Source organism: Psychrobacter sp. Ps3, assembly GCF_022129275.1.
GTDB lineage: Bacteria > Pseudomonadota > Gammaproteobacteria > Pseudomonadales > Moraxellaceae > Psychrobacter > Psychrobacter submarinus.
In genome coordinates this window covers 34,959-51,728 of record NZ_JADQAL010000002.1, presented here as the reverse complement: position 1 = coordinate 51,728, position 16,770 = coordinate 34,959, and the positions used below count along the sequence as shown (strand labels likewise).

Annotated in this window: 13 protein-coding genes; 7 read left to right on the top strand and 6 right to left on the bottom strand. The window is 46.7% G+C overall.

Annotated elements, in window-relative coordinates; translation table 11 throughout:
- Positions 1-186 precede the first annotated feature (186 nt).
- The 3 genes from I3248_RS00890 to I3248_RS00880 form a co-directional block, all read right to left on the bottom strand.
- Entirely contained in the window at positions 187-1,368 is a 1,182-nt protein-coding gene (locus I3248_RS00890; protein ID WP_201610096.1) for a thiolase family protein, read from the bottom strand.
- 145 nt (positions 1,369-1,513) lie between these two features.
- Positions 1,514-2,839 (bottom strand): homoserine dehydrogenase, encoded by a 1,326-nt coding sequence (locus I3248_RS00885; protein WP_238062208.1) that lies wholly within the window; start codon positions 2,837-2,839, stop codon positions 1,514-1,516.
- A 230-nt stretch (positions 2,840-3,069) separates the two neighbouring features.
- Positions 3,070-3,921, bottom strand: coding sequence for a DsbC family protein (locus tag I3248_RS00880; protein WP_238062207.1), 852 nt, complete (start codon positions 3,919-3,921; stop codon positions 3,070-3,072).
- Between the two features lie 376 nt (positions 3,922-4,297).
- Here I3248_RS00880 and I3248_RS00875 point away from each other — a divergent pair, with 376 nt between their 5' ends.
- Complete coding sequence (locus tag I3248_RS00875) at positions 4,298-5,230, top strand: DUF808 domain-containing protein (protein ID WP_238062206.1); 933 nt, start codon at positions 4,298-4,300, stop codon at positions 5,228-5,230.
- 106 nt (positions 5,231-5,336) lie between these two features.
- On the opposite strand, the gene I3248_RS00870 is transcribed toward I3248_RS00875, so the two are convergent.
- Complete coding sequence (locus I3248_RS00870; protein WP_238062205.1) at positions 5,337-9,293, bottom strand: Rne/Rng family ribonuclease; 3,957 nt, start codon at positions 9,291-9,293, stop codon at positions 5,337-5,339.
- 1,058 nt (positions 9,294-10,351) lie between these two features.
- On the opposite strand from I3248_RS00870, the gene I3248_RS00865 reads away from it, so the two are divergent.
- Both I3248_RS00865 and I3248_RS00860 read left to right on the top strand, forming a co-directional pair.
- Positions 10,352-11,362, top strand: coding sequence for an RluA family pseudouridine synthase (locus tag I3248_RS00865; RefSeq protein WP_238062204.1), 1,011 nt, complete (start codon positions 10,352-10,354; stop codon positions 11,360-11,362).
- A 73-nt stretch (positions 11,363-11,435) separates the two neighbouring features.
- Positions 11,436-12,140, top strand: coding sequence for an HAD-IA family hydrolase (locus I3248_RS00860; protein ID WP_201600494.1), 705 nt, complete (start codon positions 11,436-11,438; stop codon positions 12,138-12,140).
- Between the two features lie 110 nt (positions 12,141-12,250).
- Here I3248_RS00860 and yihA read toward each other — a convergent pair whose 3' ends face one another.
- Entirely contained in the window at positions 12,251-13,009 is a 759-nt protein-coding gene (yihA, locus tag I3248_RS00855; RefSeq protein ID WP_238062203.1) for a ribosome biogenesis GTP-binding protein YihA/YsxC, read from the bottom strand.
- A 270-nt stretch (positions 13,010-13,279) separates the two neighbouring features.
- Between yihA and I3248_RS00850 the strand changes: the two genes are divergently transcribed.
- The 4 genes from I3248_RS00850 (at position 13,280) to I3248_RS00835 (ending at position 16,307) form a co-directional block, all read left to right on the top strand.
- Complete coding sequence (locus I3248_RS00850; protein ID WP_201558579.1) at positions 13,280-13,615, top strand: c-type cytochrome; 336 nt, start codon at positions 13,280-13,282, stop codon at positions 13,613-13,615.
- Between the two features lie 298 nt (positions 13,616-13,913).
- Positions 13,914-14,582, top strand: a complete 669-nt coding sequence (locus I3248_RS00845) for a c-type cytochrome (RefSeq protein WP_025646426.1) — start codon at positions 13,914-13,916, stop codon at positions 14,580-14,582.
- Positions 14,583-14,784: 202 nt separating this feature from the next.
- Positions 14,785-15,948, top strand: coding sequence for a hypothetical protein (locus I3248_RS00840; RefSeq protein ID WP_238062202.1), 1,164 nt, complete (start codon positions 14,785-14,787; stop codon positions 15,946-15,948).
- Positions 15,936-16,307, top strand: a complete 372-nt coding sequence (locus I3248_RS00835; RefSeq protein ID WP_238062201.1) for an RnfH family protein — start codon at positions 15,936-15,938, stop codon at positions 16,305-16,307. Before I3248_RS00840 ends, I3248_RS00835 begins: the two co-directional genes overlap by 13 nt.
- On the opposite strand, the gene bamE is transcribed toward I3248_RS00835, so the two are convergent.
- The gene (gene bamE, locus I3248_RS00830; RefSeq protein ID WP_037059445.1) at positions 16,304-16,750 is read right to left on the bottom strand and encodes an outer membrane protein assembly factor BamE; all 447 of its coding nucleotides are present in this window, start codon (positions 16,748-16,750) and stop codon (positions 16,304-16,306) included. The two genes, I3248_RS00835 and bamE, sit on opposite strands and share 4 nt — an antisense overlap.
- Positions 16,751-16,770 lie beyond the last annotated feature (20 nt).

Here is a 16,770-nt window from a genome sequence, read left to right as displayed (position 1 = left end):
ATAGACGTAAAAGCGTGTAAAAGGCTGTAAGTGCTATAACATGGCGAAGGTATAAGTTAACGCTTGTTTACAGTAAAGACTTTTTTGTGCTATTTTTGGGATTTTGACTAAAATAAAAAACCGCATAGCTTGAGCTGATGCGGTCATAATGAATAAATGGTTAGACTAAAAACTGAGCATTTTGCTCTATGGTAGTTCGATAGCCACTGCTACCGCTTCGCCGCCACCGATACATAGGGTCGCGATGCCTTTTTTGCCGCCAGTACGTTGTAGCGAGTTGATTAAGGTGATCAAGATACGTGCTCCAGAGCAGCCAACAGGATGACCCAACGCACAAGCACCGCCTTCAACGTTGACTTTACTATGTTCGATATTGAGCTCGTCCATAGCCGCCATAGTCACCATAGCAAAGGCTTCATTAATCTCCCAAAGATCGACATCAGCAACAGACCAACCTGCTTTATCTAAGACCTTTTCGATCGCTCCTATAGGCGCGATAGTGAACTCGCTAGGATGACGAGAGTTTGAGGCAGTAGCGATAATACGCGCTTGAAAATCTAAGCCCTCGTTTTTCGCCTGCGACTCTTTCATCACCACTACTGCCGCGCCGCCATCTGAGATGGAGCTGGCATTGGCGGCGGTGATAGTGCCTTCTTTGGCAAACGCAGGACGTAGCTTAGGAATGCGCTCGGCATTAGCAAGCCCTGGCTCTTCGTCGGTATCGACAGTTTGCTCGCCTTTACGAGTCTCGAAAGTGACTGGCGTAATTTCGTTCTCGAAATGACCATCTTTGATCGCAGTTAACGCGCGATTTAGCGATTCAATAGCAAACTCGTCCATTTGCTCGCGGCTATAGCCTTTTTTATCTGCCATCTCTTGCGCAAACTGACCCATAAGCTTGCCGGTTTCGGCATCTTCTAGACCATCCAAGAACATATGATCTTTGACTTCTTTATGGCCCATACGGTAGCCTGCGCGCGCGCCTGACATGATATAAGGCGCATTAGTCATCGACTCCATACCGCCAGCGACAGCGACATCAAAGCTACCGGCTTTGATACCGTTATAAGCCTCCATCACCGCTTTAAGGCCAGAGCCGCAAAGCTTATTGATAGTAACCGCGCCAGTACTATCTGGCAAACCGGCTTTGCGCATGGCTTGACGAGCAGGACCTTGACCCAAACCTGCGGTCAAAATACAGCCCATAATCACTTCATCCACACTATCTGCGCTGACCCCCGCGCGCTCAACAGCGGCTTTGATAGCAGCGGCGCCTAAGTCAGGTGCGCTGACGTCTTTTAGAGCGCCTTGAAAGCCGCCCATCGGCGTCCGTGCGCCATTGACGATTACGATTGCATCATTTGACATAGCTTTTCCCTTTTTTGATATTCGTTATTAATAGCTAGCAATAGCCGTGCTTTTATTATAAGGGCTAAAGGCTTGCTTTAAAATGCTAAACCACGTACTAGGCATTCTGCAAAAAAAAGCTAGCCACTAATCGATTAAGCCGCGGTTAAGCCAACTCGTCCAAGCGAATACGCACCACTTTATCCGTGATAGCCTCTAAGTTTTCTATCTTTTCAATCGCTAGGTTCATCTGACTCTCGACCACTGGCAAAGTTAAGATAATGACTGGCACTTGGCCGGCTTTATGCGCAGGCTTTTGCAAAATAGCATCGATATTGATACCGGCATCGCTGAGTATACGCGTAATATCTGCCAGCACCCCTGGATTATCAAAAGCATGCACACGTAGATAATACCCGCTAGTCATCTGCTCTGCTCGTAAGATGGGCGTATCAGATAGCTGCTCCGGCTGAAACGATAAGTGCGGCACATGTTTTGCAGCCACGTCACTACCAAGCACGCGTACCAAATCCATGACATCGGCCATTACCGCAGAAGCGGTCGCGCCTGCACCAGCGCCATCACCATAATATAGCGTCTGACCGAGTGGATGTGAGTTGACCAATACTGCGTTTTTGACGCCATTGACGTTCGCTAATAAAGCATCTTGTGGAATCAGCGTCGGATGAACGCGCAGTTCAATACCTGCCTTATCATTATCACCGTCTCCATCACGGCGTACCGCAAAACCGACGTGCTTGATACGGTAGCCAAGCTCTTCGGCATAGCTGACATCCTGTAAGGTGATATCGGTAATACCTTCGCAATAGACTTTATCAAACTGTAGCGGAATACCAAAAGCAATAGAGGCGAGCAGGGCAAGCTTGTGCGCCGCATCAATCCCTTCAACATCAAAAGTCGGATCAGCTTCTGCGTAGCCAAGCTCTTGTGCTTCGCTGAGCACATCAGCGAAAGGACGACCCTTATCGCGCATCTCGGTCATGATGAAGTTGCCTGTACCATTGATGATACCTGCTAACCAGTCGATTTTATTAGCTGCTAAAGCCTCTCGCATCACTTTAATAATCGGAATACCACCAGCGACCGCCGCTTCATAAGCGACATGAACGTTATTGGCTTCTGCTGCCGCGAAGATCTCATTACCGTGCTCAGCAAGTAGCGCTTTGTTGGCAGTGACCACATGCTTACCGTTATTGATGGCTTGTAGAATGACGTCTTTGGCAAGCGTCGTACCGCCGATGAGCTCAATGACAATATCAACATTATTGCTGGCAGCAACTGCCATCAGGTCACTATTTTGAGTAATAGCAGGGTCGATATCATCACGCTGACGACGGGTGCCGACTTCAGTGATGGTAATATCGCGCCCACTCCGGCGTTTGAGTTCGTCTAAATTGTCATTTATCAAATGGACGACGCCAGTACCGACAGTACCGAGTCCAAGTATCGCTAGTTTTATGGATTTACTCACAGTATCCTCGATGAAATAGATGGATAAAAATTCAAACTAAAAAGAAAAGCTTAATCGACTCTAGGTTGCATAGCCGTATTATGGTGATAAACGTATCATACCGATAAGCAAAGGTGGCGTCTACCTAACGCCCCGTATCAATGTCACTTGACATTTACTATTACAATTTGCTTTTTTTAATCAAGCGCTATGATTGAGCATTACTATAATGGTAGGGCAATAGCATGTGCTTAGTTGTTAAGCGCAGCTTCAGCCAATTGCGCCGCTGGCAAGTAGCCGCCAATCTGTTGCCCCGATTCTGTAAAGATGGCCGGCGTACCGCGCACGCCTAAGCTTGCGCCTAACTGCATGTGCTTAGCCACAGGACTCTGGCAGGCAGGTGCTGAGATATTCACACCTTCATTTTTTGCTTGGTCCATTGCCTGTACGCGATCGTCGCTACACCAAATGGCTTCCATAAGCGGAATACTGGCTTCACTGCGTGGCCATGCCAGATAGCGAACTTCGATACCGCGGGCATTGATGTCATCCATCTCAGAATGCAGCTTAGTGCAATAAGGACAATCAGCATCGGTGAATACGTAGACAACCGCTTTGGTTGCTCCAGTAGCCGGATAGATAATCAGCTCATCTTTGTCAACCGCTTCTAATGCTTGTTGGGCATTAGAAGCCATAAGTGCGGCGCTGATATCGACAGGCGCGCCGTTACCTATGCTGATGATTTGTCCTTGAATGATATGCTTGCCAGCTTTGTCAGTGAAGAAAGAGGGTAGACCCTCAGCGCTGACCCAGTAGATATCATCCATAGCGGTAGGCACAGCTGAAGTCACAGTCTCTTCAATGCCAGAGGCGTCTAAGTTGGCTTGCAAAGCGCTCACTACTGCCGCATCGTTATCAGGCGCAGCTGCTTGGGTGTTAGTAGTAATCTCAGGGTTGGTCGCGTCAGCGGCATTGTTCGAACATCCCGCCGCTACCACTACCAGTAAGGAGCTCATCATCGCTCGCGTTAGTTTGCTGCGTACAGAGTTATGAGCAGGTTTATAGCTAGCCGCGCGAGCTTTTGGAAAAGGCAGTACAGACATATAACGTTTCCTATAAGCGCTAGCGCTTATCTATGGTTTGGTAGTAGAGGCAGATAAAGCACGAATAAAGCTTAAATAAAATCTGAGTAAAATCTAAATAAAACATTGTATCTTAACATATTTTATTAAATAGGCGCGAAGCTAGATACGCTTATCTTAGCATCACCTAAAAAACAGAGGGCATCGATAATAGACAGCATTAATATAAGTATTCATGTCATCAGTGTCGAATTTTATACAGCCTTTATAAGGAAATCAAAAATAAAATACATTCTTACTATGTTATGTCATAATTTGTCTAGGTAATCTATAACGAGTTAATTGACGCCTTTGTTAAGGGCTTATAACTATAAATAATAAATTTTGAGGAACCTTTATGGCAGGTGCCAGTTTACTAACGCTACTTGATGATATCAGTGTGATATTGGATGACGTATCGGTCATGACCAAAGTTGCGGCAAAAAAGACAGCCGGAGTATTAGGTGATGATCTAGCGCTGAACGCAGAGCAGGTCACAGGAGTCAAAGCCAATCGTGAGCTGCCAGTTGTCTGGGCAGTGGCCAAAGGCTCTTTCATTAATAAGCTCATATTAGTACCAGCAGCGCTGATTATTAGTGCTATCTACCCGCCGCTAGTTACTTTTTTGCTAATGTGTGGTGGTCTATTTTTGGTTTATGAAGGCGCTGAAAAAGTCATTCATAGATTTTGGCCTCATGTTCTGCCTCACGATGAGGAACAAAACGCGCGCATGCAAGCCAATGCTGATGAAAGTGTCGATTTAGTCGCTTTTGAAAAACGCAAAATAAAAGGCGCTATTCGTACTGACTTTATTTTATCAGCGGAGATTATTGTTATCGCTTTAGGCTCAACCGCTAGCGCTACGCTCCTTGAGCGCAGCTTAGTATTATCGATATTAGCTATCGCAATTACGGTGGGGATTTATGGATTGGTGGCTGGCATCGTCAAGATAGATGATCTAGGCCTACATATGATGGAAAAAGAGGGAGCGTTCACCCAGAAAGTAGGTAAGATTTTATTTGCTGCAGCGCCTAAACTGATGAAGTTCCTCTCTATCGCCGGTACGCTAGCGATGTTTTTAGTTGGTGGTGGTATTCTGGTGCATGGTATTGGCTTTTTGCATCATGGGGTAGAGGATATTGCCCATTTGACAGGTGTTTTTGAAAGCGTAACTACCGCTATCTTAAACGGAGTTATTGGCTTTATTATTGGCGCTATTATTGTTGGTATTTTTACTATCGTTGGTAAAATACGCGGCGGTGATGATGATGCAAAGTCAGCTGCACATTGATTTGTCATCAAAAGCATTCAGCAAATAAAGAGTCTTGATAAGCAAAAGCCCCGATAGTTCACTATCGGGGCTTTCTTACTGTTATTGCTTGCACGAGCAGCTGATATTAGCTATCTGCTGGTTTGTTGTCATGCTCAGCTTCCGCCTTTTCTGCTTGCGTGGGCTTTTTGTGCTCAGTCTTTGGCTTGCGCGTGCGTGCTTTGGGCACTTTTGGCGTGGTCAGATTAAACATGCCGGTTTGTGGCAATAACTGCTCAGCCACATTTTCGATCATGTTTTTATAACTGGCGATAGTCGTTTTTGACTTCTCCGCTCCCGCATTGTCTGCCGCTGCCGTCTCACTATCAGCAGTAGCAACTTCAGCAGCTGTACTCTGCTTTTGAGCGTCCTTACTAGCAAGCGCCTGCTCCTCTTGCAGTAGCTGCTCGCTCTCGGCGCTGATGTTTTCAGCTTGCGCCTCTCTTGATAGCGCTGCCGCTTCTACGTCATCAGCGTCCACTTCACTTGTATCGCCTGTAACTTCAGGCACAGTCAAAGTCGCTTGCTTAGTCGCTCCTTGATAGTCAGGATGCTGACCACGAGGATCGTTACTTGCGCGCTGAGTGATAGGGCGCGGTGCTTCTGAGGTTTTGCCTTGCTCTACTGCCACTTGGCTAGTAGCGCTAGTCATAGCGGCAAAACGCTGCAAATAATCGGCACTTAGCGAGTCATAGCCATAGTTGCTAAAGCTAAAGGTGCTGATATCGACAGTAGCAGAGCTAATGTTTTGCTCAGTAGTACTGTCTTTGGCACCCTCCGCTTGCTGTGAGTGCTCAGCTATCGCAGCAATAAAGCAAGCAATTACGCCTTCATCGGCTAAGCGCTTCTCAGCTGAAGCAAGAGTCGCGCGAATAAAAGCGCCAACCGAGCCGCGAATGCTAGGCGTAGAGCTGATGGTAGCAGCCGCTGAGTCGTCCGCCTGTGGCTGCGCATTTGCTAGCTGCTGACGACGCACGACGCGTGGATCATTGCTGGCTTGCCCGTATTTATTGGCCGTGACGTAACGCGCTGCAAATAAACTATCATGGTCAAGCGCAAAAGCGCCGCTTGCATCAGTAGTCGCTTCTTTACGCTCGCTCGTAACAGCATTGTCGGCGTTATCAGCGTTCTGATTACTATCCGCCGGCTTCACGTTTTCCGCTTTTCCGCTAGCAGTGTTTTTATCAGCTGCTAAGTTTGGCGTTTTTTCGCGATTATCTGCATTCTCTTTAGCCGTCGTCTGACTTGCTTTTTGAGTGTCAGACTTAGGGCTGGCCGTTTGCTTATCTGCTTGCTTATCCACTTTCGACGAGCGAGCAGCAGGCGCTTTGCTATCATCTAACGATAGATGCACGACTTCTGGCGTCTTGAGCTGCACGGGCGCTTCATTGACCTGTAAGGTGACTTCGTTGGGGTCTTGCTTACGGCGAGCATTAGCTTGAGCGCTATTGTCATGATGACGCGACTGGCCGCTTTGCTTAGCACTATTTTGCTTGGCGTCCTGTACTTTAGCTTGCTCAGCAGAGCTAGATTTTGCTGTAGCGTCTAGCGTCTCGCCGCGCGCAAACGTACCACGCGAGCTGCGTTTGCTATGCGGTTTGCGCTTAGCAAGGGTCTGCTCATCAGAGTCGGTATCGCGCTGATTGCTTTGACGCTCATTACTGCTATGGTGATCATTGCCGGTGTTACGCTCACTATGACGCTTATCAGCGCTGTTTTTATTGTCGGCTCTGCTATCTTGGCGACTGCCGTTAGTAGCGTTATTAGCAGTACTGTCATTATCGTCTTGACTGCGGTTGCTACTTGCGCCATCGCGTTGCTCTTTTCTTTGCTGCGCCTTTGACGACTGCGAAGACTTAGGCTTACGAGTCTTACGGCGACGTCTATCATCGCCTCTGCGGTCTTTATCGTCGCTTTTGTGTTGACGCGTTTGCTGACGATCAGAACCTGAATTCTCATTGCTTTGCTCTTGAGTTTGCACGCTTGCCGCTTCGTTTTGGCTTAAAGCACTGCTATCGGTTTGACCCAGTGAGCCTAAGCTCTGCGCGCCAGTGTTGACTAAGGCTTCTATGGCTTCTGCGGCATCGCGACTACTGACATTAGCGACTTTAGCTTGCGGTGCCTGCGCAAATAGGTTGGATAACCAAGCGACAGCTTGCGGCTGCGCGGCTGTGCTAGTCGCTGCGGCTTGGCTAGCAGCGCTTGAGGCGTTCCGGCCGCTTTGATTACGATGTTCGTTACTGTGATCGCTGTGGTTGTTATTGCTATGGGTCGCCGTACGATCAGCGGACTGTTGCGCGCTTTGAGTCCGGCTTTCATTATTATGTCGGCGGCTACTTTGCGAGGTATGCGCCTGACGCGAGTTTGCACTATCGCTTTGAGCCTTATTTTGGCTGCTCTGGCTGTTATGCCCGTTTTGGCTGCTTTTACTGGGGCTATTGGGCTTTGAGTTTTGACGAGGCTGACGCGTTGGCTGCTGTTCTGGGCGCTCATTTTCGGCCGTTTGCCAATCGACATCGTAGCCCAAATCGCTATGCTCTTGCTGCTGAGTATCAGTGATACGCTCGTAGCTTGATGGCGCAAAGCCATCGCGATTGAAGTGCAATTTGAAGTTCGGCGATTCTAAATGCGCATGCGGCAAAATAGTAATACGCGTACCGCTGTCTTGCTCAAGATAGACTAAGCTGTCGCGCTTTTCATTTAATAAAAAGGCAGCGATATCGGTTGGCACTTCGGCTTGTACTTCACCTTGACGCTCTTTTAGCGCGATCTGCTCGATTTGACGCATAATCGATAGCGATAATGAGCGCAAATCACGAATCATGCCGTTACCATGACAGCGCGGACAGATGTAACCGGTCGACTCCTCAAGTGACGGGCGCAGACGCTGACGACTCATCTCCATCAAGCCAAACTTAGAGATATCACCGAATTGCACGCGCGCGCGGTCGTATTTGGTGGCATCAATCAGCCGTTTTTCGACTTCTTTTTGATGCTTGTTATCATTCATATCGATAAAATCGATGACAATCAGTCCGCCCATATCACGCAGGCGCAGTTGACGAGCGATTTCATCAGCGGCTTCTAAATTGGTATGATAAGCGGTCTCAGCAACGTCCGAGCCTTTAGTCGATTTGGCTGAGTTGATATCGATAGAGACCAGCGCTTCGGTTTGATCGATAACGATAGAGCCGCCTGAGGGCAGGCGCACTTCACGCTGATAAGCGGTTTCGATCTGCTTTTCGATATTGAAGCGCGAGAACATCGGCTCATAATCGGTATATTTGCGCAGTTTTTCGGCTTGTTTTGGCATCACCGCATCGATAAAACCAGCCGCTTCCACGTAGGCGTTTTCGTTATCGATCCAAATCTCGGAGATATCATCACGTAGATAGTCGCGTACCGCGCGGGTTACGACGCCAGCTTCTTGATGCACCAGGCGCGGTGAAGGGTACTTTTTATTTTGCTCTTGAATCGCTTGCCAAATATTGAGCAGATGATTGAGGTCGTGCTGCAAGTCTTCTTGCGTTTTACCGATACCGGCGGTACGGATGATGACGCTCATGCCTTTTGGTAGGTCAAGATTGCCGAGCATACGCTTCATATCTTCGCGCAGCTTACCTGATATCTGACGAGAGATACCGCCACCACGTGGGTTATTAGGCATTAGTACTAAGTAACGCCCAGCCAATGACACGTAAGTCGAAAGCGCTGCGCCTTTATTACCGCGCTCTTCTTTTTCGACTTGTACGATGAGCTCATCGCCTTCTTTGATGAGTTTTTTGATATTTTCATCACGCGGATTGCCGCTTAAGTATTCGGTGGAGATCTCACGAATAGGCAAGAACCCTTGGCGCTGTGAGCCATACTCGACAAATACCGCTTCAAGCGATGGCTCAACACGAGTGACGTGGCCTTTATAGATATTGGATTTTTTTTGTTCGCGGGTACGATTTTCTAAATCGAAATCGTATAGGTGATTGCCTTTACACAGGGCAACACGAATCTCTTCGTTTTGGGTAGCGTTGATCAAAATGCGCTTCATATTTATATCCTATGAGGACGCGCAAGCATGACAAGCTAGGTGTTAGGCTGATGGGCAAGTAGAGCTGATGGTGATCTCAACACTTATAAAAATGTTTATAAAATAATATAACGTTTAGCCTAGCGTATTTACTTTGCAACTCTTGTACAGCCAGTCGTTAGGATAAACAAGCCGTTTACATACGCTTCTTAAGGACTAAAAGGCTTTATCAAGCTCCTGATAAAATCTAGAGGGTGTAAAGCTATAGATTCTACTTTTTAGCGGCAGTCACAAAACTGTGATTTAAATAGGCTTCTAAAATCGATTGTTCTAACCTTGGTTGTCCTGACATAGTTGCCATTATAAGCAAACCAGCAAAACGATAAGTTTTTTCGTTTTGAGCAATCAGTGTCCTTGATACAGTGCTTGAAAGCGTTCAGTTGACAATAGTGGTTGTAAGTCACGCGTTGTCAGTTTAGAGCTGCAAAAAAGGCTATCTATTATTTTATAAGTAAAGCATTCATTATAATGAGCGTTTTTTCGATAAGGTATAGCGGGACTTCAGGTTAGCGGGGCGTACTTGGCAAACAAAATAAATATTCAAGTGTTAGTCACCCTATTTTGCAGCGTAGTTCAGCACCTTTTTCGGTACATTTTAGGCATGTATACTAATTTGTATTATTAATACTCATGCTTATACGGTGATGCAAATAGGGACTAGTATAGCTACTAAGCTGTAGGTAGGATGTCGTCGCTACCGGTTCAATCTGTTTGACCGCCAATAGTTTTTCAACTAATTGAGTAAGTCAGCTATTAATTATCCGTTCAAACTACTCTTACTTGCTCAATAGCGCGACCTTGACTGATGAATAAGCAGAGGGTTGTAAGTCCTCATCTAAACATAAGTTATTATTTAAGCTGTCATTATGCGCGTATTAAGTAAATGGTATTTGGTTTATTAGCAAATATCTTGCTTTAAAATCGGATGAGACGCGTAGCATTACCGCCACTCGTGCTCAACATGCTAAACTATAACAAATCTTTGTGTAAATACCTAACTAAAAATGACGAATTCGACAATGACCGACGATAAACCTAGCCATGACGCTCCTGTAATATTCAATAGTAAAACCCGTCCGCAAAGCGCTGACGACGAAATTGGTAATTTTGCTAAGGTGAATTACTTAGAAGTCACCCGCCATCAGCATGATCAGCGTTTAGATAACTTTTTGCTGAACCGCCTAAAAGGTCTACCAAAAGCGCATATCTATAAGATGATTCGCTCAGATGAGGTGCGCGTTAATAATAAACGCTGCAAAGCTCATGATAGGGTGCAGCGTGAAGACGTGGTGCGTATTGCGCCGGTACAATTAGCGACTCGCGAAAAACCTATCATCAGTACAGAATTTGCCGAGAGCCTGCTGGCACGTGTGGTCTATGAAGATGACGGATTGATAGTGCTCAACAAGCCCTCGGGCATTGCGGTGCACGGCGGTAGCGGTCTTGATTTTGGCGTCATCGAAGCCATGCGCGAGGTCACTGGCAAAAAGTATCTAGAGCTGATTCACCGTATCGATAAAGATACGTCAGGGCTGCTCATGATCTCCAAAAAACGCTCTACGCTTAAGGCTTTGCAGCAGCACTTGGTTGATAAAACCATTCAAAAGCACTATCTGTGTATTGCCAAAGGTCAGCCGGTGATGGACGAGCAGCGTATTGATGCGCCACTGCTGCGCTATACGGTAGCTAATGGTGAGCGCCGCGTCAAAGTTGACGCGCAGGACGAGCAAGCCAAAGACAGTCAGACTGATATTATCGTTCATAGCCGTTTCACTGTTAATGAGCAGCCGGTCAGCTTAATAGAAGCCAAGCCGCTCACCGGTCGTACTCATCAGATACGTGTGCATTTAGCGCATATTGGCCACGCCATCTTAGGCGATGATAAATACAACGTCCATGACAAGTCAGGCGTCCATCGTCTCTGCTTGCATGCTTGGCGTTTAGATATCCCAGGTTATGAGATGATTACTGCGCCGCTGCCAGATGAGATGGCGGACTGGCTCCCTAAGCAAACTCAGTTACCAAAATAAATTGAGCTATTGAGCTATCCGGCTATAATTTTGAGAAGCAAATGAATAGACAAGATAGATTAAAGGCCAATTTATGACCGAAGCCACTATTGAGCGCAGTATCCCCACCACCGACTTATCCCCTGAGCATCATTTAGCCCATAAAGCGCTTATTATCTTTGATTGGGATGGGACGTTGATGGATTCAATCGGGCTAATCGTTGAAACCATGCACATCGCCGGTGAAGCGCATGGGTTTTTCACCGATGATAAAGCCATCAAAGATATCATTGGCTTAAGTTTACTGAGCGGCATTGAGATACTCTATCCGCAGGCAAGCGCCGAGCAGCAGTTAGCTATCCAGCAAAGCTACGCCGATTACTATATTGCTAATAGCCCGCGCACGCCTTTTTTTGCGCCGATAGAAGCTATGTTAAAAAATCTAAAAGCTCAAGGGAAACAGCTGGCGGTAGCGACAGGCAAAAACCGTCGCGGTCTTGACCGCGTGATATCAGCCTCTGCTAGCGAGCATTATTTTATAATGACCCGCTGCGCTGATGAAGCAGGCTCCAAACCTGATCCGCAGATGCTCCATGATATTTTAGGCTTTAGCAAACAGCCGGTCAGCCGTGCGGTTTATATTGGCGATAGTATCTATGATATCCAAATGGCAAATCGTCTAGGTATGACGAGCATCGCGGTCGATTATGGCACTGCAACTCATGCAGAGCTTGCCGCGCAGCAGCCCACTTATCAAGTTCAGACGCCTGAGGCGTTAGCGGAGTTATTGTCCAGTTAACTCAAGCACGGCGAACAAACCCTAAAAAAACAGGCTACCTTATTAAAAGATAGCCTGTTTTTTTGCTCAATAATTAGTATTTAAACAAGCAGATTCAACGGTTACTCATTTTAGTGCTCACTATTATTACTGCTAGAGCCGCCCACTTCAATTTCATTAGTTTGTGTTGTAACCGTTTCGCTAGCTTCTTGCTCGATAGTACCATCTGCCCCAAGCTTGTAGTCGTACCAATGTCCCATCACTCCGGCCAGCTCCTCTAAACCTTCTTTTCTCAGCGCAGAGAACAGCTGAATACTGCAATCTAAGCCGATTTTTTTGAGGTGCTTACGCATATTGAGCAAAGCGTTTTTGGACGCGCCATATTTGAGTTTATCAGCTTTCGTTAGCAAGATATGAACGGGCAGCTCACCTTCTTTTGCCCAGTGCAGCATTTGCTCATCAAAGTACTTCAGGGGATGACGAATATCTGTCAGTAGCACTAAGCCTGCCAGGCTCTCACGCGAGACTAGATATTCCTCAAGCTCCACTTGCCACTCTTTTTTCATCTCTAGCGGTACAGCGGCATAGCCATACCCAGGCAAGTCTACCAAGCGTCTATCGGTATCGCCAATTTTGAAAAAGTTAATCATTTGCGTGCGCCCCGGCGTCTTGGAGGAGCGAGCAAGCTGGCGCTGATTGGTCAACGCGTTGATAGCGGATGATTTACCAGCGTTTGAGCGACCTGCAAACGCAATTTCCAACCCAGCATCAGGAGGGCAGAGGCGAAAAGTAGGCGCTGAGGTCATAAATTCAGTCTGCTGGATACGTTGACGCGATTTGGTATTAAATACGGCGTGCTCACTAGCAACGTCGCTGTAAGGGGTGCTCATAACGGACTCATTATTGAAATAATTAATAGAAGCATTATATCAATAACCGCCCAACATTAAAGCAAATAGGTATTTAAGATGACTCAAAGTGGGTAAATGAGTTGATGGCGCTAATGATACTAAATGTTGAGCTCAACGATAGCTTACTGCTTTTGCTTCTGTCAGATGTACCATAAGTAAACAGGAGTACACTATATTAATATGACATATATTGTTACAATACTAGCAAATACAGTCGTAAAACAACCCATGCACCAAAGGAGGTGTCTGATGCGTTCATTACTCAAAACGGTTGCAAAGACCAGTCGTACTTTGGGCGGTAGTGTCGCTGCGGTGATGTTAAGTGGTATGTTAATGAGTAGCCCCGCTATGGCTGATATTGCCACGACCTATGAAAATTCATGCGCCGCTTGCCATGATAGCGGTGCGCTGGGTGCAATAAAAAAAGGTGATAGTGCAGGTTGGGCTAAGCTAAAACAGCAAAAAGGAATGCCCGCCTTAGTCAGCTCAGTAAAAAACGGCATGATTCAGATGCCAGCGGGCGGCCTATGTGATGAGTGTAGTGATGATGATTATCGTCAATTAATCGATTATATGAGTCAATAAGATCCAAATCATGGCCTGTTATTGGCTTTTTAGGCGATTAATCTGGTGATAAAAACCCTGAGGTATAATGATTAAGTAGGCAAATCCATCAAAGTCTTGCTATAATAATCGCAAATAAACCCTGATGTTAGTAAGTACTTCTGGGCGGCTTGTAATTGAGACCTAAGAGGTGACTCACTGTGCGGACAATACAGTACAGTGACTATTATGTATCGGATGTCTGTACGTAGATATCTGGCTCCTTTATATTACAAATACTCCAAGTAATGCTTACGCCGAGTTAGTAGGATTCGTATCAATGAAAAAGTTAATCGCTGCCGCCAGCTTATGTTTTGCAAGTTACAGCGTTCAAGCTGCTATTATCGTTCCTGAATATGACGCTAATGCCGGTAAACAAATCGCTGAAACAGTGTGCGCTGCCTGTCACGGGGTCGATGGAGTAAGTGTCGTACCTGCACAAGCTAACTTAGGTGGCCAGAACGTTAAGTATCTCTATAAACAATTGGTCAACTTCAAATCAGGCTACCGAGTCAATGGTATCATGCAGTCACAAGTGGCAAACTTGTCACAGCAAGATCTTGCTAACGTGGCGGGCTACTATTCTGAACAACCAGTGTGGAGCGTAGGGTTCGCTAATCCGGCGACCAATGAAGAAGCAACGAAGCTCTACTTAGGTGGTGATAAGTCGCGCGGCGTTATTGGCTGTGCCGGTTGTCATGGTCCTGATGGTGCGGGTAACTCTTGGGCTGCGTTTCCGCGTCTAGGCGGACAACATGCTGAGTATATCTCCAATCAGCTTAAACTGTTCCGCGCTGCTGGCCGTGAAGACGATGTCACCGGTGATGAGCAAAAGCGCTACAACGATGCGGATAAAGAAGGCGAGAAAGGCATGATGCAGATGGTATCGTCAAGACTATCAGATCGTGATATTCGCATTTTGTCAGACTACATTAGCGCGCTGCACTAAAAGAGTTAACTAAGAGCGTTAAGTAGGTAAACTGAGTGAATCGCTTACTTGATATCGTCATTGTTTGATAATTAAACCCCGTTTTCGGGGTTTTTTTATAGCTGTTGAACCTTTACTATCTACTATCGATTCAATAATACCGTTTAAAGATGAGCGGATTTTTTGTACTATTACTAACCTTAGATTAGTTTGGATTGAGATTATGATGAGCCGCTATGCTTCTTATTTTATAGCAGCATTACTGCCGCTATTACTTTTTCGTTGGTTTGCACCGGACTTAGTAGGGCAGATTGATTTTTGGCTACTGTGGTTATTGGCGATGGTACTGGTGTCGCTACCCGTAGTGTATGCTGAGATTGCCTTAGCTTACCGCAGTGTCGAGGCGCCATTGGCCGGAATGCAAAAGCTGACTCGGGAAGCAGACGCTAGCCCTATCTGGCGCGGCTTTGGCTGGCTGGCAGCAGTAGTGACTATCGTCATCGCTGCGCTGGTCATATCAGGTGCGAGCAGTGGTATGTTAGCCGCATTGATGGAGCTAAATAGTGCGCCTAATCTACCGCATTTTGCGGTGGCAGGCGGCTTAGTGGTCATAGTCGTGTTATTGAGTTTGCTTGGTGCCACTACCTTACCGATTGGGCTAGGACTCATTATCATAGGGTTATTGCTAGGGTTTGCTAATGGCTTGCCAAGTATTGACTTTACTATGACTAACATTACGCTCAGCGAATGGGCGCGCGCTGTCGCTTTGGCGTTGGTTAGTGTTGGCGCAGGTACAGGGCTGTATTGGTTTGGGCAGCATTTAGTCAGTAAAGCGTCTAAAACTGCAGTATCTAGCGATCAGCAGAGCGGCTCATTTACTAATACTTCAGCGTCTAGCCTCTCGACTGGCAGCGCGCAAACTAAGCTGCCAGCAACGAAGCGAGTATTACCGATTTGGATATTGCAGTTAGTGGTCGGGGTCGTCGCTTTATTAATGAGTGCCTTATCGTTACCGCCTATAGGGCAGTTGTCTTATTGGTTTGGGGTGTTATTTGTCGCCAGTTATTTGCTGCATTATAGTACTCAGCAATTGGCGCATAAGTTTGGCTTGCTCGTCAGCCTCGTGCTCACGCTAGTATTAGTCGCGATCTTAGCGGTTGCAGTTCCGACGATATGGCTCGTGGGTTTATTAGTCATCGTCAGCAGTATCGCAGTACTGTTGCTATCGATCTTTGCGGGCTGGCAGATGAAGATTAGCCATTTACGTAAGGCTTTGAATTTTAGTAGCGAGGCGCTATACAACCTTTGGCGTGTAGCGATACGTCTAGTGGTGCCACTAGCAATGATATTGGCCTTTGTCGGTTGGGTGCTATCGTGGTCGAGCTAACGGATAAGAGCAGTGCTGCCGTTACGACATCCTCTATGATTACCGTATACTTGGCGTATGCTGAAACCGCGCAGCGTCAACACTATAAACCGCTCACTGTAAAAGCGGGTACGACGCTATATGAGGCGTTAGCACAAGCAGGATGGCTATCGCAGTTTGCGGAGCTGGCGGTGTGGTGTGAGCAGATGGTAGAGGTAGAAGTGCCAAAAGCTAAGCTTTGGCACGTTGGTGTGTACGCGCAAAAGCAGCCTCTAAGCTATCAGTTGCAAGCTTACGATCGCATCGAGGTCTACCGCAGCCTAAACGCTGATCCTATGTCTCAGCGTAAAAGCAAAAGCGTCGCGAAGTCATCTAACTAAGAGACGGGTAGTGAGTCAACCCCTTCGATACGCGTAACGATACCTTGCTCATCAAAATACACGATCAGATGCTGACTGGCATTTTTGACATCAGCAATGCCTTTACGCTTGCCTTCAGTGCCGGCCTGATAGTCATAAATATAATCCCAGCGATTAGGTGCAAGAGTATCTCGAATAGCAGGACTGCCTAGGATGTAGAGTACTTGGTTTTGATTCATACCTACTTGCAGTTTCTGCGCTTGCGTTTGGGTAATAGGTGTCCCTTGCGGCAAATCAATCGTATAGACGCTAAACAGCGAACAACCAGATAGGGCAACGCTAGCGCCCAAGGTCAATGCCAGTAGCCCTTTACGCAAAAAGGCTTTTGGTAAAGAGATTTTGCTAGAAGATAAAAGATTTGGAGTACGGAGAACTTGCGACTTTATCATGGTAAGATGACTCATAAAAAATGGGTGGGGCACGG